The sequence below is a fragment of the Synechococcus sp. H55.7 genome, assembly GCF_047462395.1.
In the GTDB taxonomy this organism is placed as follows: domain Bacteria; phylum Cyanobacteriota; class Cyanobacteriia; order Thermostichales; family Thermostichaceae; genus Thermostichus.
In genome coordinates, this window is record NZ_JANSJD010000002.1 from 65,663 (window position 1) to 85,924 (window position 20,262).

Consider the following 20,262-nt stretch of genomic DNA (forward strand, 5'->3'; position numbering starts at 1 on the left):
GGTGCCCATCTCCACGGTCGTTCGGGCTATTCACGCCAGAGAAAAGACTTGGCTCCAGTTGCACAACGGGATCCCGCCAATCTCAGAACCCAAGGCTCTAGAGCTTGTATAGGTTAGCCTTAAGTGGGATCCAAACTGAATGTTCAATGCTTATTTCTCGTGATAGAAATAGAGATTAAACTGAGAACAGAAAATTAGCCTTGAGATCGACCAGAAAAATAATTGAAGAGATAACTTGGCGAAAAATAGTTCCAGGATATAGAGGTTACATAATTCTTTGCGTCCCTTCTCAAAAAATATCGTTGATAAGTTGTTTTTGATGAAGGCAATTAATGGATTTGTATTTCGTCGCTTTCGAAGTCAGAAATTAAGTTTAAGTTTTTGGACTTGCAGTCACACTTTTTCCAAAGTGAAGTCGAGACAACATGGGGGGCTCTCCAGCTCCTAGCCGAATAGATCCCCCGCTGGGCAAGGCTTTTGAGATGAGCAGAGCTTCGCCGCCATCTGGTGGCCAGGCCGCCGATATCGGTATTCCTGTTTGCAAGAGCTCATCTTATTCGGAAAACATTGATTCCTTGCTTGCATTTTTATAAGATACTTTTGTGCTTAAGTAAAATACCTCTACACTCAGATTTTTGTTTGGACTTGAACGTTAATTAAGATTTTGTTCAAAAGCTTTTCTTTTGGGCTCCTGCCTCTTGTGCCAAAAAGCTAAGATGGGCAAGGATTGTGTTTTCTGTCACTCTATTTGAGAGGATTTGTATGCCGGCCAGAAGCAGAACCAACTCGTTGACGGATACGCACAGGTGGTGTTTCATGGAATCCATAGCCGACGCTCTCCACCACTTGTAGGCCCTGTGAACCTAGGGCCTAGTTCCTTAACCCACTTGCGAGATCAAGCCGTGGTTTGCACTGCCTCTCCGAATCCTATGCCCTCCCCCAAGGATGCTGTTCCTGCGGCCCGGGTCAAGCAGCCTGCCGCTCACGACCGTTTCCTGCAGAGGGATGGAGCCTTCTCCACCCAGTTGATCCCCCAGGGATCCCTGCAGCTCTACACCCACCCCAGCCGGGGCATGTTTACACCCGTCATGGCTCAGGCGCTGCGGCTGGCCGGCCAGGGGACGCGGGTGTTGATCGTGCAATTTCTCAAGGGCGGGATCAACCAGGGGCCGGAAAATCGCCTCTCCCTGGGGCGATCCTTAGAGTGGGTTCGTTGTCGTCTGCACCGCTGCATCGATACGCCTCATCTGGAGCCCGAGGAGCGGGTGGCTCTGGATGAGCTGTGGCAATTTACTCAGGAGGCCGTCAGGAGTGGCCGCTACGACTTGGTGGTGTTGGATGAGCTGAGCTTGGCCGTGAAGTTGGGCCTGATCCCGGAGGCGCAGGTGCTGGATTTGATCGATCAGCGTCCGGCCTGGATGGACATGGTGATCACCGGGCCGGAGATGCCGGACTCCCTTCTGGAGCGGGCCGACTTGATCACGCAATTGCGCCTACGTGCAGGGATCCGTGCTGCTGATGCGAACGTTGCTTGTCCTCCCGATCCTCCTCAAGTCCCCTAGCTTTCCAGGGAGCCTGCTGCAGCCATGCTGAAAAACGACCGCTGGATCTGCGAGCAAGCGCGGCAAGGGATGATCGAGCCGTTCTGTCCTGAGCTGGTGAGGGCCGTTGAGTCTCGACCTGTTTTGAGTTATGGCCTGTCCTCTTATGGCTACGACATCCGCCTGTCGCCGGTGGAGTTCAAGATCTTTCGCCATGTGCCCGGTACGGTGGTGGATCCCAAGCGGTTTAACCCCAAGAACCTGGAAGCGGTGGAGCTGCACCACGACGAGATGGGGGATTACTTTATCATCCCGGCCCATTCCTACGGGTTGGGCGTGTCTTTGGAGCGGCTGCAAGTCCCGGATAACATCACCGTGATCTGCATTGGCAAATCTTCCTATGCTAGGGTGGGCCTAATTGCCAACCTGACGCCGGCTGAAGCAGGGTGGCGGGGCTATCTCACCCTGGAGTTTTCCAATGCCTCCAGCGCCGACTGCCGTGTGTACGCCAACGAAGGGGTGGTACAGCTTCTGTTTCTGGAAGGGGATCCCTGCCAGGTGACCTACGCCGACCGCGCCGGCAAGTATCAGGATCAGCCCCAGCAGGTGGTGGTGGCCAAGGTTTAGCTTAATCGGCGGGAAGCCCCGCACTGTATTGGTGAATTGTGTTGACTCAAGAGCCAATCAGTGTCGGGATGAAAGCCGTTCGTCCTACAATTGAGGAGAACAAGTTAAATCTCTGGAGAGGTTCCCGCCGTGGGTCGCACGGTGGCCGCACGCTGAGACCTCTGTACAAACAAGTCTGTGAAGCGTGAAGCCCATACTCTATCTAAGTTGCGTTTACTCAACGAAGATGAGTGTCGGGAGTCGTTCACACGCCTCCCTTCTCCTAAAGGGTGGAGGCTTCCGGTTGGTGATCCCCAATCCTGTTGGATCTCGTTTTCGATCCATCTCCATGCCCGACTTTTCTGCGTCCGCTTCCCCCAACAAGGTCGAGCTGCCGCTTGGCGCCGGCGACAGAAAGCCTGATCCGGATCTGCTCACCGCTGCCTACGATTACACCCTTCCTCCCGACCGGATCGCGCAAACGCCGGCGGAGCCCAGGGATCAGGCGCGAATGCTGGTGGTGTACCCGGATCGGCACGAGCATCGCCGCTTCTGCGACCTGCCCGATTACCTGCGGCAGGGGGATCTGCTGGTTCTCAACGATACCAAGGTGATCCCGGCCCGCCTGTTCGGGGCTAAGGAGCCCTCCGGGGCGCGGGTCGAAGTGTTGCTGCTGGAGCCTCAGTTGGAAGGGATCCCGACCGTTGCGCAGCCTCTGCCTGACCGGGTGGGGTGGCGGGTTTTGGTCAGGCCGGGCAAACGGGTCAAGGTGGGGGATCGGATTCGTTTTTGGAGCAAGGAAGGATCCCCCGCTGGGCTGAGGGCCACCGTTTTGGCTTTGGATCCTGAGACCGGCGGGCGAGTTGTGCAGTTTGAGTGGGAGGGGGCGCGGCCTTTTGAGGCAATCCTGGAGCAGGTGGGCCGGATCCCGCTTCCTCCTTACATCAGAGCTGCGGGCTCAGCCCAGGTTCGCCCAGGAGATTACCAAACCCTCTGGGCCAAACATCCCGGCTCGGTGGCCGCCCCCACAGCAGGTCTACATTTTACCCAGGAGCTGCTGCAGAGGTTGGCCCAGAAAGGGATCCAAATCGCCTACATCACCCTGAACATCGGCCTGGGTACCTTCCGCCCGGTAGAAGCGGAGCGGGTGACCGAGCATCGCTTGCACAGCGAGTGGCTCAAGGTGTCGGCAGAGACGGTGGCCGCCATCCAAGAAACCCAGGCCCGAGGAGGGCGGATCATCGCGGTGGGAACCACCGTGGTGCGCTCTTTGGAAACGGCAGCAGCCTCTGGCGCTCTGCAGCCCTGGCAGGGGAAGAGCGATCTGTTCATCTACCCCGGCTACTCCTGGCGGGTGGTTCAGGGCCTGATCACCAATTTTCATCTGCCCCGCTCCAGCCTGATGATGCTGGTGGCTGCGCTGATCGGGCGGCAAAGGCTGCTGGATCTCTACCAAGAGGCCATCGACCAGGGATATCGCTTTTATTCCTTTGGGGATGGCATGCTGATCTTGCCTGCGGGGGATCCCTGAGAGCTTTTGCAGGAACTGGCCCCGCCAGCCGGGGTTGAAGGACGGTCTTGCCTGCCGGCAAACCAGTTCCGGATGCGATCCCACTCCACCTGGTGATAGCCATCTGCCGCCCAATTGGCCCGCCGCTGCAACAGGTGCAGAGGAAAGAAGGTGGCCAAAGCCAGCACCGGGATCCCTGCCGAACGGGCTGACTGGATGCCGGGATAGGTGGCCTCAATGCTCAAACACGCCTGAGCAGACAGCTCCATCCGCTGCAAAAGCAAACGGTGGCGCTGCCCTGGGGCCTCATCCCCTGTCACGCGGTAGGAGCCGGCCAGCCGAGTCAGGGCCGGGCAACGCGACTGGAAACGCTCCAGAAAAGCACTGAGCTCGGCTGTCGATTGGCCACACAGCAGGCCGACCTTCAGTTGCAGCCGCTCCAGTGTCTCCAGGGTTTCCGCCAAGCCGGGAATGAGAGACCATTCCGTGTGCCCCTCTAAAGCTTGTTGGTAGTACAGGGCCTTGCGTTTTAGCAGCTCTTCCAGTTGTTTGGGGTTGAGCACCCGCCCCTGCTCTCCCCACAAAGCCGGCAGTCGCTCGCGATCCGGTCGGCCCAGGTAGTGCAGCCGGTAAAGCTCCCGCTGGGATCCCGACTGGGGCCAGCGTTGCGTAGCAACAACAGTCCAGGGGCGCAGGTTCTCTTCCACCAGCAGTTGGTTGATGGCCTGCAGGTGCAGACCCTCGTCATCGGCCACCACCCCACTCCAGTTCAGGATCACCCCTTGCAGCGCCATACAGGCCCCATCACCTTCTGCCCACAACCGCAGCTCGGCTGCCGGATCTCCACTCCATCAAAACTCGTTGACCTACTCCCCCATGGCGGCGCTGCAGCGTTTGCGGCTTGTCTATCCGTTTTGAACGCGACGCTCAAACTCCTCGCGGGTAGTGTCCACCAATTGCACCGCCTCTGGATAAAGCTCAGGATGGCTTTGCTTCAGCCAACTGAGCACCCGCGCCAGTTGGGCTGCACAGAGATCCAAATCGGCTTGAAAAATAACCGCCGCCGCCATGTGCTGAGCATATTCGGGCGGGTGGCCTTGCTGCGCCAGCTCTGCCGTCAAAGCGGCCAAGGCCTGCTGACGAACCGACGGCGACACACTTTCGGGAGAAGACATAGACCGAGCTCTTCAATCGGGAGAGTAGCGGCGCAAGGCTAGAGTGACGTTGTGCCCGCCAAATCCGAAGGCATTGACCAAAGCAGACTCGATGGCCATCGGCCGCCCCTTGTGGGGCACAAAATCCAGCCCCGCGCACTCTGGATCGGGGTTGTCCAAGTTGAGGGTGGGGGGAACCCAGCCGTGGTGGATGGCCAGAGCTGTGGCTACTGTGGCAATGCCACCTGCTCCCCCCAACAGGTGGCCGGTCATGGATTTGGTGGCGCTGATGGCCAAGCGGGGGGCATGCTCCCCGAAGACCGACTGGATGGCCTGGACTTCAGCGATATCCCCCACAGGGGTGCTGGTGGCGTGGGCGTTGATGTATTGAACTTGTTGAGGCTGGATCCCGGCGTCCTTGAGGGCCAACCGCATCGCCCGGGCTGCCCCCTCGCCGCCGGGGGCAGGGTTGGTCATGTGATGGGCATCGCACGTGAGACCGTAGCCCACTATCTCGGCGTAGATCTTGGCACCGCGGGCGCGGGCGTGCTCCAATTCTTCCAGCAACAGGATCCCGGCCCCCTCTCCCATGACAAAACCATCCCGATCCCGGTCAAAGGGCCGGCAGGCTTGTTCGGGGGCGTCGTTGCGGGTGGAAAGGGCCTTCATGGCGCTAAATCCCGCCATCGACAAAGGGGTGACCGCTGCTTCCGTGCCGCCCGTAATCGCCACCTGCACTTCTCCCCTTTGGATAAGCCGAAAGGCATCGCCAATGGCATTGGAGCCGGAAGCACAGGCCGTAACCGTACAGGAATTGGGGCCTTTGGCGCCAAAGTGAATGGCCACGTGTCCCGCGGCCATGTTGGCAATCATCATCGGTACCATGAACGGGCTGCAGCGATCCGGCCCCTTGTGCAAGTAGATAGTCTGCTGCTCCTCCAAAACCCGGATGCCGCCGATGCCGGTACCCAAAATCACTCCCACCTGCTCGGCGTTGAGATCGGTGATGCGAAACTGGGCGTCCTCCAGCGCCTGTTGGGTGGCGGCCAAGGCCAGATGGACAAAGCGATCGGTACGCTTGGCATCCTTGCGCTCCAAATAGTCGAGGGGATCAAATCCCTTCACCTCCCCGGCAATACGGCACTCGTGGCGGGAGGCATCGAAATGGGTGATCGGACCAATGCCGGAGCGCCCTGCCAGCAAGCTCTGCCAAAATTCGGCAGGGGAGTTGCCGATGGGGGTAACGGCGCCCAGCCCCGTAATCACAACGCGGCGGGTCGGCCTGAGAGCAGTGGCGGGATCCAGGGTAGCCATCGTCTGGTATCAGCCCAGAGGTATGGGGGCAGGTTAGGCAGCTTTCTTCGAGAGAATGTAGTTAACAGCATCTTGCACCGTAGCAATCCCTTCCGCATCTTCATCGGGGATCTCTAGGTCGAACTCCTCTTCAAAAGCCATGACCAGCTCCACCGTGTCGAGGCTGTCGGCTCCCAGGTCGTTCTGGAAATTGGCTTCCGGAGTCACTTTGTCGTCCTCTACGCCCAGTTGATCGGACACGATCTTGCGAACACGGCTGTAAACTTCGTCTGCGCTCATGCTTGGAATCCCAACTCTCGATTCAGCGTGTCTTGGCCAGGCCAACCGGCGGCCAATGAAGCAACCCTCATTGTATCGAACAACGGATCCCCTTGCTGCTGCAACCAGGGGATGTGGGGGTTGGGCCACGGCCTTTTCGGCGGTGAGAAGGAGAGGTTAGGATAGTTTACTGCATCTCTACAACTGGATTGTCAAGGAGACCTCGCTTCCATGCCCCGCGCTTACGAAACGATGCTGATTGTGCGTCCCGATGTGTCGGATGAACCCCTCGAACAACTGCTCAGCAGCCAGGAGGCGCTCCTGCGAGAGAACGGGGTGACCCAGGTGGAGATTACCAATAGGGGCAAGCGCCGCTTTGCCGGCTTTGAGATGAAAAAGTTCAAGGAGGGCCTGTACATCCAATTCAACTATGCGGCTGAACCGAGCGCGGTGGCCGCCTGGGAGAAAAATCTGCGCATCAACGAGAGCGTGCTGCGCTACATGACCCTCCGCGTCGGCTAGGTTTGACGGGATCCCCATCTGCGGGCATGATGGAAATGCTGGGATCTGCCCTTCGACCCCTGAATGGCCCTGTCATGAACTCGATTGTATTGATGGGCGAGGTTCTGTCCGAGCCGGAGCTACGCTACACTCCCGATAACTTGGCTGTTACGTCCTTGGTAATCGGCTTTCCCAGCCTGCGCCCGGATGAGCCACCCTATCGGGTGCGCGTTTCTTCTTTTGGGGAACTGGCCAAAAGGGTGGTGGACACTTGCCACGTGGGGGATCAGGTCACGGTGGAGGGCCAACTGCATATGAATGTGGTGGAGCGGGATGGGCGTAAGGAAAAGCTGGCCGAGATCACCGCGCGTCGCGTCCACCAACTGGGATCCGCCCAGGTTCTCTCTCTGACGGGGATGGGTGAGTTTGCAACGGTGGACTCCTCGGAAGGAGAGGGGGCTTCCCCACCGGAGCCGGACGATATCCCGTTCTAGCAGCGCCGGGGATCCCCCATGTTTGCGGAACTTGGCGCCGGATCCCCGCAAGTTATCGGCTACTCGCTGCAGGGGCGCCCCATTTACCTTTGCCGGCTCACCCAGGGGATCCGCTCCTTGCTGCTGGTCGGGGGAGTACACGGGGATGAGGTAGAAGGCTATGCCCTGATCGAGCGCTATGTGGCCTCTGGGAAATGGAGATCCTTGGAGGGCAGGGCAGCGCTTTGGGCGATCCCACGCCTGAACCCGGATGGCTGTGCCCTGGGGCAACGGCTCAACGCCAACGGCGTGGATCTCAACCGCAATCTGCCCACGCAAGATTGGATCCCGGCCTCTTTGGAAGCTCGCTATCCGCCGGGGCCAGCACCAGGCTCCGAGCCCGAGACACAGGCGTTGTTGGCGAGTTTGGCCCAGATTCGGCCTCAGTTTATCCTCTCTGCCCACTCCTGCCAAAGCAATCCCTGCGTGAACTACAACGGCCCTGCCCTTGAGCTGGCCCAGGTGATGGCTGCTCACAATGGCCTGCCGGTAACCGACGACATTGGCTATCCCACCCCCGGCTCTTTGGGCACCTGGGCAGGGCAGGAACGGCGGATCCCCACCCTGACGCTGGAACTCCTGCGGGGCACTCCCCTCGACCAAGTCTGGCAGGAGCAAGCCGAGGCGCTGCAGGCGGTGCTGGAGTGGGCGGTTCAGGACGATGGGTTCTGACCTGTGTCAAGATCTCTGAACTTTCATTGCCAATCCGACAAGTCATCCGAGATGCCCGCGGTTTTCTCGCCCAGATCTTCTACAACACAGATAGATGGAGGTAAAGAAAAGAGGAACTTGGAGTCGAAACCGAAGTCAAGCCTTGTCTTTTGCCCATCTGTTGGCCATTTGGAGGAAGTCGGTATGTTCAGCAGGATTTTGGTGGCGGTGGATCGGTCGGAGCTGAGCCAGGGAGTGTTTCAAAAGGCCGTCCAACTGGCCAAGGCCATGCAGGCCGAGATGATGCTCCTCCATGTTTTGTCTCAGGAAGAGCCCGGTGCGCCGGAGCCGCCGATGATCCTAGGCGTAGATTACAGCTCCACCATCAGCGCCGAGCTGTGGCAGTCTTATCGAGAGCAGTGCGCCATCTTCGAGCAAAACCAGATCGACTATCTGCGCTCGCTGGTGGAGAAAGCCGCTGAGCAGGGAGTTCGCGCCGAGTACAGCCTCAACTACGGCAACCCCGGTCGGGTCATCTGCGATCTGGCCCGCTCTTGGCCGGCGGACTTGATTGTGGTAGGCCGCCGCGGCCATTCTGGCCTGAGCGAGCTGTTTTTGGGCAGCGTCAGCAACTACGTGCTCCACCGCGCCCCCTGCTCGGTGTTGACGATCCAGGGCGAGTCTCTCAAAAAAGCAGCGCCAGCCAAAGAAGAGACAACCACCGCCTCTGCCGGCTGAGATAAGGCCCGCCGGCCACCGCCTTCCTAGGAGCCCGCAGAGGATTCTGCCCCACTCTCCAGCAAGCGATTCACTTCGGTTTCTACGCTGTTGAAGGTGCTGAGGTCGATGACGGCAATGTCCGGCTGATAGCTGCTTCGTACGTAGGCGCGCAGACCGGCAGACGTCAAGCTCAACGTCAAGGGATCCCGACCGTCCTCGGTTTTGGGCTCAAAGGTCAGCTTCAGATCCGGCTCGGCCAGGGCTTTTTGGGCGTCGGGATCCGTCTCCGGCACGAACTCCTTGGCGCGGGCGGCGTTGAGGCTGGAGAAGAGAGAGCTGAGGTTGACCGGCTGGCCCGGTCGCTCTGGATTGTCCCAGCGCAGCTCCAGGGATCCCTTCTCCTGCGGCAGAGGGTTGAGGGTGAGCTGCTCCCCTTGAGACTCCAGGATGACTTGGCCCACCTGGTTGGGGTTGAGGCGGGCAAGGCGGTGATCCCGCAGCTCCTCGAAGTCGGAGCGGAGAATGTCGGCGGTGCTGGTGAGCAGGGCGGCCACCGCCGGGTGCTCCGAGGTGATGACATAGACTTGACCATCTTTTTCCGATCCCAAGGCCACCCTCAGGGTTTTGCCGTCCTTGAGCTCAACGGTTAGCTGAGCAGAAGGCTTCTCCAGACCATAAGGAGCCAGCTCCGCCTTGGTTTCAGCCGGGAACTCCACCGCCTGCAGGCGAGACAACGTATTGAGCAGACGGTCGACGTTGAGGTCATCAGCAGGCAGCGCCCTGGGCTCGACGATCTGCCAAGTATCTTCTTGCCGCTGCAAACGAACAACCTCTGGATCGGCCTCAGCCAACTGCACCTGCAGAGACTTCACTGCCGCCGTCTCGAAGCGCAGCAGAGTTTTGTCCCGCAAAGCCAAAAGGGAAGGCAGCAGGGATCCCTTCTGGGCGCTGGCCAAGAGCACCACCTCTCCCCCTGCTGGCCGGGCGTAGAAGCCGGAACTGTCGAAGTTGTCGTTGCCGATGTCCAGGCGGTAGGGATCCCCTTCTTGGGGGAAGAGGGCGATCTGGTGGCGCGGCTGATCAAGACCAAAAGCGGCCAGGTCGGTGGCCCCTTCCAGCGTGATTTGAGGCGTGAGGCGGGAGAAGGTGTTAAGAAGTTGCTCCACCGGGAAGTCCAGCGCCGCCGACTGGATGGGACGGATAATGCGCCAACGGGATCCCTCTTGAGGGGCGCGCTCCAAAAGGATCTCCTCCGGTTCCCCCTCTTGGCGGAGCTCAATGCGGGCAATGGTGTCGGGGGCAAAGTGAAAGAGCCGCGCCCGCTCCGCCTGCTGCTGCTGCCGCAGTTGCTGGAAGTTATCGAAGAGGAAATACCCCAGCAGAGCAGCCACCGCCAAACCCAAAAGAATCCAGGTGCTGCGCTTGAACATGCTTGTCCTCCTTCGGCTCTACCGTCTTTGCCACCAGAGCACAGCTCCCGATCCCAACGCCACAACCGGCAGGAGCACCGTCGATCCCAGCACCAGCCAGCGGAAGTTTTGGCCGGTCAGGGTGAGACGGCGATCGGTAATGGATTTGGGGCGAATGGAGATTTGTTCAGTTCGCTCGGTGAGCCAGTTAACCGTGTTGAGGAAAAGATCGCGGTTGCCCTGCTGCCTCAGGTTGCCGTCGAGGGCAAAGTTGACGTTGCCGATCACCACCAGGCGGGCCTCGGTCGGCGACTCCTGGGCTTCTGAGTTGTTCTGATCGCCTTTCACCTGCCGGGTCAGGGCTACGCCCAAGGTCAGGGGGCCGGGCTTGTCTTGATTTGGGTCAAATTGCACGGGGCCAGCTTCCAGGTTGGGGCTGGTCTCCCCCCAGCTCTGCGGGCCGGTGCGCAGCAGGGGTGTGGCCTGGATCCCTTCGCGGGCTTGGGTTTCCACCGAACGGGCCAGAGGAAAGAGGGTCATCAGCCGCTGCTCGGCCAAGGGGGCGGTGATGGGGTGATCCCCGTAGGTGGTAACTAGGGCAACTGCCGGCCCCGTGCCCAGGAGTTGGCTGACGCTACTCACCTCGATAAGGATGTCATCTCCCAGGACTACGCCCCACTCCTCCAGCAAGGGATCCAAGCCGGCATCCACCCGCGGCCCAATGAGCAGCAGCAGCCGCCCCCCTTTGGCCAGGTAGTCCTGCAGCTTCTCCACCTCGCCGGGGAAGAGAGCCCGCTGTGGCCCCGCCAACACCAAAACCTCTGCCTTGTCCGGGATCTCGGCCTGCACCAGGTTCAAAGGCTCCACCCGATAGCCCTCCTGGCCGAGGGCTGCCACCGCCTGAGCCAGCGTTGGGGTGCCTTCCCGCGCTTCTAGGCCCACTTCCCCATGCCCTTGCACGAAATAGGCCAGCAACTCCCCGCGGTTGACCACTTTAGACAAGACGGGGGTCAGCTTGCTCTCCAGGTCAGGGGCAGGGGGCTGCGGCAGTTGCTGCCGGCTTTCTCCGGCCTCCACCACCAGGGTGTTGTTTTGCGTCACCTGCAGCCGCTGAATGGTGAGGGGATCCCGATTGGGATCGACAAACGCAAACTGGAAGCGCTCGGGGTTGAGGCGGCGGTAGCGCTCCAGTTGTTCCCGCAGGTTGGGATCCGGCGCCGTGGTAACCACCCAGACTTTGACGGGTTGCGCCAATCCCTGCACCAGTTGCCGGGTTTGAGGCGACAGGGTAAACAGGCCCTCCTCGGTGAGATCCAGGCGCAGGTCGTAGCGCACCGCTACCACATTCACCAGCACCAGGATGACGGCCATCGCCGCCACCGCCACCAGGATGTTGGCGTTGGTCTGGGTGGAGCGCAGCCCCAAGAACAGGCTCACTTCCTGCCGGTGGGTGAGACCCCACACCACCACCAGGGCCAGGCCTACTGCCAGCAAGCTGAGGGGCACCGCCGTCCAGCCGGTGAGAGCGGATCCCACCAGCAGGCCGATGGCAATCACACCAAGGCCGACGATCCCCGCCCAATCTGCCAACGCCCGCCAATCTTTTATCACCGCACACCTCCCAAGACAACCTTAGCTCTGCTGCCAGCGCAGGCTTTCTACCGATTGCACCGTGGCAAACAGCCCCAGCAGGATGATGCTGAGGAAAAGGACGACGCTACTGCTGCTGAGGATCCCTTGCACCCAGTTGCTATATTGCTGCAGCAAAGAAATATGCCTCAGGGTAGCGGCAATCCAGTTGTTCTCTTGGCCAGCCGCCGCGTCGATCACCCAGAGCAGCAGGATTAGCCCAAAGGTGGCCACCGCGGCAATGAGGGTGCTGTCCGTCAGGGAAGAGATGAACAACCCCAAGGCCATGACACTGCCCGCCAGCAGAGCAAGTCCCACATAGCCCACCAAGGTCAGGCGGTAGTCCACTGCTGGGTTGGCGCTGCTCAGCACCAGCACGTGGTAGACCAGCGGCGGCAACAGCAGCGTCATAAAAAACACCCAGACCGCCAGCCACTTGCCCAGGGCCACCTCCAAGTTGGTAATAGGGGAGGTGGCCAGCAGCTCCATGGTGCCCCGCCGCCGCTCCTCGGCGTAGGAGCTCATGGTAAAGATGGGCAATAAAAATAAGGAAAGCGTGCCCAAGAGGTTGAGAAACTGCTGCGACAGGATGGTGGCGGCATCAAAGGGGTTCTCTTGGCCAAACTGGGCAAAGAGATCCACCTGCTGGGAAAAGCTGATCACCCGCACCAAGATATTAAAGAAGAAAAACCCCGCCAGCCCCCAGAACACCGCCGCCACCACATAAGCAATGGGGGAGGTGAAGTAGCCGCGCAGTTCTTTACGAAAAATGGCCACTGCTCCGTTCATGCTGCTTCCTCCAATGCGCCCTCAGATCCCTCTTGGGTGGTGAGCTGCAGGAAAATCTCTTCCAAAGAAGCCTGGGGACGGCCGATCTCGTAGAGGGCGATCCCCGCCTGCACCAGGGCCCTGGCCACCTCCGGGATCCAGCCTAAGGACTCTGTCCCGCCGTCGCGAACAGCAGCAGCGTTGCTTTTAAGCTGCACCTGCCAGCGAGGGGGATCGGATCCCAGGGGCTGCAAACTCACCACTTCGACCTGGGGCAAATGCTGCAGGGCCGACCGAATGGCTGCTGCTTCAGGAGCGCCCACCACCAGCTTCGCCTGCTGCCGATCCTGAAGCTGGGCTGTCAGCTCGGCGGGCGTGCCGATGGCCGCCACCTGGCCGCGGTTGATGATCACCACCCGGTCGCAGGTCATGCTCACCTCCGGCAAGATGTGGGTGGAGAGGATGATGGTGTGCTCTCCCGCCAAGCTCTTGATCAGGTTGCGCACCTCGATGATCTGCTTGGGATCCAGCCCAATCGTGGGCTCGTCCAGGATGATCACCGGCGGGTCGTGCACCAGAGCCTGGGCCAGTCCCACCCGCTGCTTGTACCCCTTGGAGAGCTTGCGGATCAAGGTGTGGCGCTTGTCTTCCAGGCTGCAGCGGCGGATCACCTCGTCCACCCGCCTAGGCCGGTCGCCGGGGCTGACCCGCTTGATCTGGGCGACAAAGTGCAGGTAGGCCTCCACGGTCATATCGGGGTAGAGGGGCGGGTTTTCCGGCAAATAGCCGATGCGCTGCCGCACCGCCATCGAGTTTTCGTGGACATCAAACCCGGCCACCCGCGCCGTCCCCTCGCTGGCGGGCAGATACCCGGCCAAAATGCGCATGGAGGTGGTCTTGCCGGCGCCGTTGGGGCCCAAAAATCCCATGATCTCGCCGGCGTTGACCTGGAAAGAGATATCGCGAATGGCCGTAAAGCTGCCGTAGGTTTTGCTCAGATGCTCCACTTCGATGGCAGCCGTGGTTGCAGGAGCAGTGGATAAACCTATCATCGGCGGCTCCTAACCTAGAGGGTCAGCGTGAGTTGGCCAACAGCCTAAGTCTGTAGGTGTGTAAAGCGAGCAGCCCCTGTCTTGAAACAAACAGAGGTGGGGAGCGACAGAGGCGGCGGCGCTGAGGCCATCAGCAAACTTAGCACAGCGGCGGCGGGGATAAGCAAACGGCACCGGGATCTCCTCCCCCCTTTTGGTGGGGTGCTCAGGGGGCCAGGGATCCCCACGCTTCCAACCCCAAGACTCGGCTCTCCCCAGGACAGGGCGCCACCACCTCGCCAATAGGGAAGGCTTCCGGCAGCAGCGATCTCAGCAAATCTTCCGCCTCAGGGGGCACCACCAGCACATAGCCCACCCCCAGGTTAAAGGTGTTGAACATCTCCAAAGTCTCCACCTGGCCCTGCTCCTGCAGCCAGAGAAATTCCTGTGGGATGGGCCAACTGTGGGGCTCTAGTCGCGCCGCCTGGTCAGGAGCCAAACAGCGGGGCAAGTTTTCCGGGATGCCGCCGCCGGTGATGTGGGCCATGCCGTGGATGGGGATCCCTGCTGCTTGCAGCCTCTGCACCGCCTGCACGTAGATGCGGGTGGGGGTGAGAAACACCTCTGCCAAAGGCCGATCCCAACCAGAGGGCTGGTGATCCCAGCGCCAGCCCCGCTCGGCCACAATGCGTCGCACCAGGCTGAAGCCGTTGCTGTGCAGGCCGCTGCTGGGCAAAGCCCACAGCCGATCCCCAGCCTGCACCCGCGAGCCGTCGAGAATGTCCGCCCTCTCGACAATCCCGACACAAAATCCCGCCAGGTCGTACTTGCCGGGCGGATAAAACCCCGGCATCTCCGCCGTCTCTCCCCCCAGCAGTTGGCAGCCGGCCTCTTGGCAGCCCTCCAGAATGCCGTCGATCACCTGCCAGAGAGCTTCCGGCTCCAGCTTGCCGGTAGCCACGTAGTCCAGGAAAAACAGCGGCTTGGCTCCCACCGTCAGCACATCGTTGACACACATGGCCACCAGGTCGATGCCCACTCCGCGGTGCTGCCCCCACTGCTGGGCAATCTCCAGCTTGGTGCCCACCCCATCGGTACCGGCAACCAAAACCGGTGCCCGGTAGCCCGCCGGCAGCTCGAACAGGCCGGCAAAGCCGCCAATGCCCCCCAAGGTTCCTGAAGAACCTGAAAACGGGACTTTAGTTCGTTCAACGCGCTCCCGAACCCCCTTGACAAAGGCGCGGCCCAGATCGATGTCAACCCCTGCTGAGCGGTAGTCCAAGATGCCGAAAATCCTTGTGCTGACGGGACTTAGGCTTTTGCCCTCGACCGGGCAAGCTTGTCAACTTAGAAACCTATGGTACATTAACTTCTGTTTTACTGTCGCAGTGGATGTTGTACAGGAGTTTCGAGAGGAGCGCGGCCTCATGCGAAATTGGAAGCGGCTAGGACAGGGACTGGCTCCCGCCCGCCAAGTGGGCTTAGTCGGCTGTCTCTGTGTTACGGCTCTCAGCTTGCCGGCAGGCATGTTGGGCAGCCCGAACTCGCAGGCACAAGCCTCAACTCGCAGCGGATCTCCCAGTGCCAGAGCAACCCAGCCATCCCCCAAAGCCCACTCGCTCTCCCCGGCAACTGACCTTATCTCCCCTTCCCAACCCAACGCCCCCCTGCCGGCCAAACTCGGCACCTTGCACTCGCAGGACTCGGAGTCTCTCCTCCTATCTCGACAGGCGATCCCTTCGCGGCCGGCAGAAGAACCTACCCTCAAGATCGGCGAACAACAGCAGTCGTCCAGCCAGCCTGTCTCCACCCTCTACGACTACCAGATGGACGGTCGGCAGGTGGTCACTGTCTATGTGAAGGATTTGCCTATTGTCAGCTTTGTCGAGCAGCCTGGGCTGGAACCACCGCTGCTGCGGGCCAGCACCCTGGTGGCCCGGCTCAACCAAATGGCCCAGGGATCCCTGAAGGACACGACCATCGCCCTGGCTTGGGCAGAGCCCCAATCCGGGGATCCCCTCTACGCAGTTCAGGTCAACGGCGAGGAATTGCTGCGCATCGACGGGGGAGTGCTGCTGCCAAATCACCAACGCCCGGTGGATACGGCGGTTTTGGCTGCCAATCGTCTGCGCCGTCTGCTGCTGGATGCGCCCCCCATTTCGGCTCCGGCCCTACCTCAACCGGCTGCTCTCACCGCCAAGGCCACCGTTGTAGGCCCTAAGCCAGAAACAGCCGCTCAACCAAAACCTGCCCCTGTCCGTACCGTTGGGCCTGTGCAGGAAGGGATCGCCTCTTGGTATGACCTGCACCCCACCCGCCATGAGATGACGGCTGCCCACCCCACTCTGCCCTTCGGTACCGAGGTGCGGGTCACCAACCTGAGTAACGGGCGCCAGGCCGTCGTGCGCATCAACGATCGCGGCCCCTTCATCCCCGGTCGGATTATCGACCTTTCCCTGCGGGCGGCAGAGGCCCTGGGGATGGTGCGCTCTGGGCTGGCGCCGGTGCGGGTGGAAGTGGTGCAGCCCTAGGCTAGGGTACAGGCGAAAAGCGCTTGGAATCGGGGGAATAGCGCCAAGAAATGCCGTCGGGATCCCGGCTGCGGCTCCACTCCGGAAAACCGGTTTTGAATTTCCAGTAGGTGATGGCGGAGACCACTACCCCCAGCCGCTCCGCCAACTGAGTTTGGTTGAGGGGGCGCAGCGTCGCCCGCGGCACCGTAACCGCCTCCTGGGCAGCCGGCTCTTGAGGGGGCACGGGCAATGAGGCTGTGGCTGCAGTTGCCAGTGCCTCCCGTTCCAACGGACGACTGGGACTGGGCCGCAGCAGGCTGAACTGGCTCAATAGGCCGACGTTTTCCAGGTTCAGAAGATTTTCTAGGTTAGAGGTCTGATGGATTAGCTCCAGCTCACGGCGCAACTCATCCTCCAGCACTCGCAGATAGTGTTCCCGCTTTTGCTCCGACTCGGCATCCTTGAGCAGACCCAGGGCAAAGCTGAGGTTCGAGAGGGGCTCACTCAGATCTTGCAAGAACTTCTTGAACAGAGTGCCCTTCACATCCGTGAACTGCTGCAACTGCTGCAGTTTTTGCCGCAGTTCCTCGATTCTTTTCTCTTCCAGCTTGCGGCTCTCCAGGCTCTGCCGGTGGTTGTGCAGGGCAATTTCAATGGTGGTGTAAAGTTCCCGCTCTTTGAAAGGCTTGATGATGTAACCGAAAGGCCGGGTCTCTTTGACGCGGGAGAGCGTATCGTCATCGGCGTAGGCCGTCAGATGCACCACCGGAATGTTGAAGCGCTCGGTGATCCGCTTGGCGGCTTCGATGCCGTCGATATCCCCCTTCAAGACGATATCCATCAAGACTAAGTCCACCGACATCTCTTCCAGCCGTCGGATCGCTTCTTCGCCGGAGGAGGCGATGGCCGGCACCGCATAGCCAAATTTTTTCAGGACGTTGGCGATATCCTTGGCGATGATCTTCTCGTCTTCGACAACCAGAATGCTGCCTTTGGCAAGCATGGGAACTTTCTTCAAGGCTGGCTCCTCGGAAAGGTAATGATGAAAGTGGTACCCGATTTGTTTCTCAATTCTATCTTGCCCTGGAGCTGATCGGTGAGGGTTGCAACCAGTTGTAAACCCAGAGATTGAGTTTCCTTGAAGTCGAAATCGCGGGGCAAGCCGATGCCATTGTCAGAGACGCGCAACTGAGTATATTTGCGGGTTTGGCTAAAACAAACCTCTATCTCCCCGCTGCGACCTTTGGGGAAGGCATACTTGAGGCTGTTGGTGACCAGCTCGTTGATGATCAGGCCACACAAAACTGCATCGTCGAGGTTGAGGCGGATCCCTTCGGCGCGGATGCTGGCGCGAATGCTCTCGGGGTTCACTCCGTAGGAGTGAAAGAGGTTGGAGATCAAATTGTGTAAGTATTGCTTGAGATCCACAGCGGCCAGATTGTTGGATTGGTACAGGCCCTCGTGGATCAAAGACATCGCTTGAATGCGGCTGCCGGCATCCTTAAAAACGCGGGCGTACTTGCGGCTTTTGATTTGATCCGCCTGGAGCCGCAGCAGGCTGGAGATGATTTGTAGGTTGTTTTTGACGCGGTGGTGAATCTCCCGCAGCAGAATCTCTTTTTCCTGAAGGGCAGCCTGGATCTGCAGCTTCGCCTGTCTTTCTTCAGTAATATCTTCGCAAATGCCAATAACGAAGAGGTTTTTGCCTTCGGGATCCCGCACTGCCGAGACCGCCAGGCGGCACCAAACCACCTTGCCGCTGCGGTGGATGTAGCGTTTTTCTAGGTGGTAGTGATCTTGTTGGCCGTTCAAAACCTCCTGGAAAAGTTGCCAATCTTTGCCGATATCTTCCGGATGGGTGAGGTCGCAAAAACTCATGTGGGTCAGTTCGGCGGCGCTGTAGCCCAAGATCTCTTCCAGGGCGGGGTTTACCTTGAGGTAACGGCCCTGTCTATCGACGATGGAAATGCCCAGGGCCGACTGCTCGAAGATGCCCCGCAGGCTCAGCTCGCTTTGGCGCAGGGCCGCCTCCGCTTGTTTGCGCTCGGTAATGTCCAAAATTTGGCTGAGAAAGTAGCTGGGATCCCCTTGGGCGGTGCGCACCAGGGTGATGCGGAGAAGGGCGTAGACGATTTGCCCGTTCTTGTGGATGTAGCGCTGTTCCTGTTCGCAGTGGTGCACCTCGCCGGCCAGCAGGCGGTTACTGTTTTCCAAGGTGACGGCGATGTCGTCGGGATGGGTGATGTCGAGGACGGTTTTTCCCTTGAGATCCTCTAGGGTGTAGCCCAGGGTTTCGGTAAAGGCGGCGTTGATCTGCAAATAGGTGCCGTCCACCTGGGTCATGGCCTTGGCAATCGGGGACCACTCAAAAGATTGGCGGAAGCGTTCTTCACTTTCTTTGAGGGCGATTTCTGCCTCGACGCGGGCGCTGATGTCGATCACCTGGTTGAGAAACTGGGTGGGCTGCCCTTCCTCATCGCTGAGAAGCGTAGCCTGAAACAGGACATGGACGACCTGACCGGAACGATTGATGTAGCGAATCTGGCGCTGGCTGACAGAGACTTTCCCCACCAACAAAGCCTCATTGGCCCCCAGCAGTTGATTGACATCTTCCGGGTGGAGAATGTCCAGTTGTTGCCGATGTTTCAATTCTTCGGGAGTATGGCCGACAATCTGGGCAAAAGCCTCGTTGACCTGGATAAATCGCCCCTGCAAATCCACCAGGGCAATTCCATTGGGGGCCAGCTCAAAAATCTGCCGGAAATGGTTGGCACTCTGTTGCCAGGCTTGCTCTATACGACGACGTTCGGCTTCCAGTTGCTTGGACTCGGTGATGTCTTCGACGATCCCTGCCACTCGATAGATTTTGCCCTCTTTGTCGGCAATAGGAAAGGTACGTTCCCGCAGCCAGAGGATACAGCCATCGGGGCGGCAGAGGCGAAAAACCACATCGGTGGGTTGGCCCTGAAGTTGGGCTTGAAAAATGGTGGGGAACAGCCAGCGATCGTCAGGGTGAATGTGGCGCATCCAGGCCTGGGGATTGGCGTAGGCCTCTGCAGGGGAAAGGCCCCAAATGGTTTCACAGGCGGGGCTGACGTAAATCAGCTCTTTGCCGCAGAGCGTTGAAATCCAGAACAGTTGTTGCGTATTCTCCGCCAGTTGTAGAAAACGATGTTCGCTTTCTCTGCGGGCTTCTTCTAACTGTTGTTGTCGTTCTTTAAGCTGGCGGGATGCTGTGATATCAGTAACAAATCCTTCAAAATAGAGGGGATCCCCCTGCTCGTCGTACAGGGTGCGGGCATTTAAAGAAATCCAGATGACTTTGCCGTCTTTGCGGCAGACCTGGCGCTCTGCATCCACGACTTGACCTTCTCTCAGCATGTGCTGCAGGAACTCAGATCGCTGCTCTGGGTCGCTATAGATTTGGGTGCCGATATCGGAGACATTGCGCATCAAATCTTCCGGGGATTCGTAGCCGAAAATATGGGCCAGAGCTGGGTTGGCAGCCAGATATTTTCCCTCAGGGGTGGTTTGAAAAATGCCTTCGACGGCGTTCTCGAAGATCTGTTGGTAGCGGGCAGCGGTGCTGCGGCTGTGCTGCAGTTGCGCCCGAAGTTGCGCGAGGGCTTGTCGCTGCTCCTGGGCCTGGAGCAGGATGTGTCGCAGGCTGAGGGCGATGAGGTCGATCTGTCCCCGTTCGGGGAGGCTCAGTGGGCGGGGGCGCTCCCCCCGCAGGTGAAGTGTCGCCAGCGGCCTCCCGCCCTCATCCAGCAGGGGAAAGGCTTCCTGAAAAGGCCAAGATCCGCCGATGGGGTTGGGCGGCTCGTTGCCGGGGATCCGCTGGGGGTCGCGGTAGAGGATCCCTTTTGCAGGCGAGTCGGGATCGGATCCCGGCTGGACCAGTTCTAGATAGACCAAGGGGACGTTCAGCAGTTGCCCCAGCAATTGCAACAGCGGGTACAGCGCTGCAGCGGACTCCGTATTCAATTCTGTATTCAGTTCAGTTTGAAGGGACGGCTCCTCCCTGGCGGCGGCCTGCCCGGCAACAAAACCGTTCACAACGGATCTCGGTGACCTAGAAATGGGAGGCGACATGGGAAAAACTCGGCTGGGAAGCTAGCTCT

General features: G+C 59.7%; 19 protein-coding genes. 8 read left to right on the forward strand and 11 right to left on the reverse strand.

Translation table 11 applies throughout. From position 1 onward, the window contains the following. Positions 1-929: 929 nt before the first annotated feature. The 3 genes from NW851_RS01215 (at position 930) to queA (ending at position 3,678) form a co-directional block, all read left to right on the forward strand. Positions 930-1,562, forward strand: coding sequence for a cob(I)yrinic acid a,c-diamide adenosyltransferase (locus NW851_RS01215; protein WP_414333855.1), 633 nt, complete (start codon positions 930-932; stop codon positions 1,560-1,562). Positions 1,563-1,586: 24 nt separating this feature from the next. Continuing rightward, positions 1,587-2,168 carry a dCTP deaminase gene (dcd, locus tag NW851_RS01220; RefSeq protein WP_414333857.1) on the forward strand — a complete coding sequence of 194 codons (582 nt, stop codon included), beginning with the start codon at positions 1,587-1,589 and terminating at the stop codon, positions 2,166-2,168. A gap of 328 nt (positions 2,169-2,496) precedes the next feature. Continuing rightward, positions 2,497-3,678: a tRNA preQ1(34) S-adenosylmethionine ribosyltransferase-isomerase QueA gene (gene queA, locus NW851_RS01225; protein ID WP_414333858.1), complete on the forward strand. Its 1,182-nt coding sequence runs from the start codon at positions 2,497-2,499 to the stop codon at positions 3,676-3,678. Here the strand turns inward: queA and NW851_RS01230 are convergent. The 4 genes from NW851_RS01230 to NW851_RS01245 all read right to left on the reverse strand — a co-directional run bounded on the left by NW851_RS01230 (position 3,630) and on the right by NW851_RS01245 (position 6,404). Beyond that, positions 3,630-4,451: an HAD family hydrolase gene (locus tag NW851_RS01230; protein ID WP_414333860.1), complete on the reverse strand. Its 822-nt coding sequence runs from the start codon at positions 4,449-4,451 to the stop codon at positions 3,630-3,632. The two genes, queA and NW851_RS01230, sit on opposite strands and share 49 nt — an antisense overlap. 111 nt (positions 4,452-4,562) lie before the next feature. Beyond that, on the reverse strand, positions 4,563-4,832 hold the full coding sequence (locus NW851_RS01235; protein WP_414333861.1) for a hypothetical protein: 270 nt from the start codon (positions 4,830-4,832) through the stop codon (positions 4,563-4,565). 12 nt (positions 4,833-4,844) lie between these two features. Next, entirely contained in the window at positions 4,845-6,125 is a 1,281-nt protein-coding gene (fabF, locus tag NW851_RS01240; RefSeq protein ID WP_414336660.1) for a beta-ketoacyl-ACP synthase II, read from the reverse strand. A 33-nt stretch (positions 6,126-6,158) separates the two neighbouring features. Beyond that, positions 6,159-6,404 (reverse strand): acyl carrier protein, encoded by a 246-nt coding sequence (locus NW851_RS01245; protein ID WP_041436540.1) that lies wholly within the window; start codon positions 6,402-6,404, stop codon positions 6,159-6,161. A 210-nt stretch (positions 6,405-6,614) separates the two neighbouring features. Between NW851_RS01245 and rpsF the strand changes: the two genes are divergently transcribed. The 4 genes from rpsF (at position 6,615) to NW851_RS01265 (ending at position 8,806) form a co-directional block, all read left to right on the forward strand. Beyond that, positions 6,615-6,905: a 30S ribosomal protein S6 gene (gene rpsF / locus NW851_RS01250; protein WP_414333865.1), complete on the forward strand. Its 291-nt coding sequence runs from the start codon at positions 6,615-6,617 to the stop codon at positions 6,903-6,905. 74 nt (positions 6,906-6,979) lie between these two features. Continuing rightward, positions 6,980-7,378 (forward strand): single-stranded DNA-binding protein, encoded by a 399-nt coding sequence (locus NW851_RS01255; protein WP_414336663.1) that lies wholly within the window; start codon positions 6,980-6,982, stop codon positions 7,376-7,378. Positions 7,379-7,396: 18 nt separating this feature from the next. After that, on the forward strand, positions 7,397-8,089 hold the full coding sequence (locus NW851_RS01260) for a M14 family zinc carboxypeptidase (protein WP_414336665.1): 693 nt from the start codon (positions 7,397-7,399) through the stop codon (positions 8,087-8,089). A gap of 183 nt (positions 8,090-8,272) precedes the next feature. Continuing rightward, entirely contained in the window at positions 8,273-8,806 is a 534-nt protein-coding gene (locus tag NW851_RS01265) for a universal stress protein (RefSeq protein ID WP_414333870.1), read from the forward strand. Positions 8,807-8,832: 26 nt separating this feature from the next. Here the strand turns inward: NW851_RS01265 and NW851_RS01270 are convergent, their stop codons facing one another. From NW851_RS01270 to purM, 5 genes are all read right to left on the reverse strand, one after another. After that, entirely contained in the window at positions 8,833-10,218 is a 1,386-nt protein-coding gene (locus NW851_RS01270; RefSeq protein WP_414333872.1) for a DUF4340 domain-containing protein, read from the reverse strand. Between the two features lie 18 nt (positions 10,219-10,236). Further along, positions 10,237-11,808, reverse strand: coding sequence for a GldG family protein (locus NW851_RS01275; RefSeq protein WP_414336667.1), 1,572 nt, complete (start codon positions 11,806-11,808; stop codon positions 10,237-10,239). Positions 11,809-11,829: 21 nt separating this feature from the next. Further along, a complete protein-coding gene (locus NW851_RS01280) occupies positions 11,830-12,615 on the reverse strand; it encodes an ABC transporter permease (RefSeq protein ID WP_414333876.1) in 786 nt (261 codons plus the stop codon). Then, positions 12,612-13,646 carry an ABC transporter ATP-binding protein gene (locus NW851_RS01285; protein ID WP_414333877.1) on the reverse strand — a complete coding sequence of 345 codons (1,035 nt, stop codon included), beginning with the start codon at positions 13,644-13,646 and terminating at the stop codon, positions 12,612-12,614. Before NW851_RS01285 ends, NW851_RS01280 begins: the two co-directional genes overlap by 4 nt. A 205-nt stretch (positions 13,647-13,851) precedes the next feature. Then, complete coding sequence (gene purM, locus NW851_RS01290) at positions 13,852-14,907, reverse strand: phosphoribosylformylglycinamidine cyclo-ligase (protein WP_414336670.1); 1,056 nt, start codon at positions 14,905-14,907, stop codon at positions 13,852-13,854. A gap of 145 nt (positions 14,908-15,052) precedes the next feature. Here purM and NW851_RS01295 point away from each other — a divergent pair, with 145 nt between their 5' ends. After that, complete coding sequence (locus NW851_RS01295) at positions 15,053-16,156, forward strand: septal ring lytic transglycosylase RlpA family protein (protein ID WP_414336672.1); 1,104 nt, start codon at positions 15,053-15,055, stop codon at positions 16,154-16,156. Position 16,157: 1 nt separating this feature from the next. Here NW851_RS01295 and NW851_RS01300 read toward each other — a convergent pair whose 3' ends face one another. Continuing rightward, positions 16,158-17,156 carry a response regulator gene (locus NW851_RS01300; RefSeq protein ID WP_414336674.1) on the reverse strand — a complete coding sequence of 333 codons (999 nt, stop codon included), beginning with the start codon at positions 17,154-17,156 and terminating at the stop codon, positions 16,158-16,160. Then, positions 17,153-20,197, reverse strand: a complete 3,045-nt coding sequence (locus NW851_RS01305; protein WP_414336676.1) for a PAS domain S-box protein — start codon at positions 20,195-20,197, stop codon at positions 17,153-17,155. The genes NW851_RS01300 and NW851_RS01305 overlap by 4 nt, the downstream gene beginning before the upstream one ends. Between the last annotated feature and the right edge of the window lie 65 nt (positions 20,198-20,262).

Excerpts from the sequence above, each read along its gene's own strand:
- NW851_RS01215 (WP_414333855.1), top strand. The coding sequence starts at position 930 with ATGCCCTCCCCCAAGGATGCTGTTCCTGCGGCCCGGGTCAAGCAGCCT.
- dcd (WP_414333857.1), top strand. The coding sequence starts at position 1,587 with ATGCTGAAAAACGACCGCTGGATCTGCGAGCAAGCGCGGCAAGGGATG.
- queA (WP_414333858.1), top strand. The coding sequence starts at position 2,497 with ATGCCCGACTTTTCTGCGTCCGCTTCCCCCAACAAGGTCGAGCTGCCG.
- NW851_RS01230 (WP_414333860.1), bottom strand. The coding sequence starts at position 4,451 with ATGGCGCTGCAAGGGGTGATCCTGAACTGGAGTGGGGTGGTGGCCGAT.
- NW851_RS01235 (WP_414333861.1), bottom strand. The coding sequence starts at position 4,832 with ATGTCTTCTCCCGAAAGTGTGTCGCCGTCGGTTCGTCAGCAGGCCTTG.
- fabF (WP_414336660.1), bottom strand. The coding sequence starts at position 6,125 with ATGGCTACCCTGGATCCCGCCACTGCTCTCAGGCCGACCCGCCGCGTT.
- NW851_RS01245 (WP_041436540.1), bottom strand. The coding sequence starts at position 6,404 with ATGAGCGCAGACGAAGTTTACAGCCGTGTTCGCAAGATCGTGTCCGAT.
- rpsF (WP_414333865.1), top strand. The coding sequence starts at position 6,615 with ATGCCCCGCGCTTACGAAACGATGCTGATTGTGCGTCCCGATGTGTCG.
- NW851_RS01255 (WP_414336663.1), top strand. The coding sequence starts at position 6,980 with ATGAACTCGATTGTATTGATGGGCGAGGTTCTGTCCGAGCCGGAGCTA.
- NW851_RS01260 (WP_414336665.1), top strand. The coding sequence starts at position 7,397 with ATGTTTGCGGAACTTGGCGCCGGATCCCCGCAAGTTATCGGCTACTCG.
- NW851_RS01265 (WP_414333870.1), top strand. The coding sequence starts at position 8,273 with ATGTTCAGCAGGATTTTGGTGGCGGTGGATCGGTCGGAGCTGAGCCAG.
- NW851_RS01270 (WP_414333872.1), bottom strand. The coding sequence starts at position 10,218 with ATGTTCAAGCGCAGCACCTGGATTCTTTTGGGTTTGGCGGTGGCTGCT.
- NW851_RS01280 (WP_414333876.1), bottom strand. The coding sequence starts at position 12,615 with ATGAACGGAGCAGTGGCCATTTTTCGTAAAGAACTGCGCGGCTACTTC.
- NW851_RS01285 (WP_414333877.1), bottom strand. The coding sequence starts at position 13,646 with ATGATAGGTTTATCCACTGCTCCTGCAACCACGGCTGCCATCGAAGTG.
- NW851_RS01295 (WP_414336672.1), top strand. The coding sequence starts at position 15,053 with ATGCGAAATTGGAAGCGGCTAGGACAGGGACTGGCTCCCGCCCGCCAA.